This is a genomic window from Citrobacter sp. HN-141, from assembly GCF_033341895.1.
Lineage (GTDB): Bacteria > Pseudomonadota > Gammaproteobacteria > Enterobacterales > Enterobacteriaceae > Citrobacter.
Genome location: NZ_JAWPBF010000053.1, coordinates 1 through 1,156, shown reverse-complemented (window position 1 = coordinate 1,156; position 1,156 = coordinate 1). Strand labels below are relative to the sequence as shown.

The 1,156-nt window shown below is 51.6% G+C and carries 1 pseudogene; it reads left to right on the top strand.

Features of this window, described 5'->3' with window-relative positions:
- Positions 1–1,069, top strand: a pseudogene (locus RYZ59_RS24520) (Tn3 family transposase); the annotation flags it as partial.
- Between the last annotated feature and the right edge of the window lie 87 nt (positions 1,070–1,156).

Below are 1,156 nucleotides of genomic sequence, written 5' to 3'. Positions count from 1 at the left end.
ACGGCATCAACCTTGGGCTGACAAAAATGGCGGAATCCTGCCCTGGGGCCACAAGATCGTCACTCGAAGGTATTCAGGCATGGTACATCAGGGATGAAACTTATTCAGCGGCACTGGCCGAGCTGGTCAACGCACAGAAAGAGCGGCCTCTGGCCGCATTCTGGGGCGACGGGACAACATCGTCGTCAGACGGGCAGAACTTTCGGGTAGGCAGTCACGGACGTTATGCCGGTCAGGTCAATCTTAAATATGGTCAGGAGCCGGGCGTGCAGATTTATACGCATATCTCAGACCAATACAGCCCGTTCTACGCCAAAGTGATCAGCCGGGTGCGCGACTCAACCCACGTGCTTGATGGCCTGCTGTACCATGAAAGCGATCTGGAAATTACCGAGCATTACACCGATACCGCAGGCTTCACTGAACATGTTTTCACCCTGATGCACCTGCTGGGATTCGCTTTTGCGCCAAGGATCCGTGATCTTCATGACAAGCGGCTGTTTATTCATGGAAAGGCCGAGCGCTATCCGGGGCTTCAGTCTGTCATATCAACAACCTGCCTGAATATCAAAGACATTGAGTCGCACTGGGATGAGGTATTGCGCCTGGCAACCTCGATTAAGCAGGGGACAGTCACCGCATCACTGATGATGAAAAAGTTAGCCAGTTACCCAAAACAGAATGGACTTGCCAAAGCGCTGAGAGAGATTGGCCGCATCGAACGGACACTATTTATGCTGGACTGGTTCCGTGATCCCGGTCTGCGCCGACGCGTGCAGGCGGGGCTGAATAAGGGTGAGGCCCGTAATGCCCTTGCGCGAGCGGGCTGACATTACTGACAGCAGCGATCACGTTGTGGAACACGGTATATATAGAAAGAGCTATTGAGTCACTAAAACGAAAGGGTATCCCGATAAATGAGCAACTGGTCTCTCATCTTTCTCCCCTGGGCTGGGAACATATCAATCTGAGTGGAGATTACGTCTGGCGTAATAATCTTAAGCTGGGATCCGGAAAATACCGCTCATTACGTACAGTCGATACCGCTTTGTACAAAAAACAGACTTAGCGTGGGATAATTAATGAGATGGTCACTCCCTCCTTCCCGGTACTATGCTGAGGACAGGCTTTCATTCGGAGAACTATCATGGAAAAC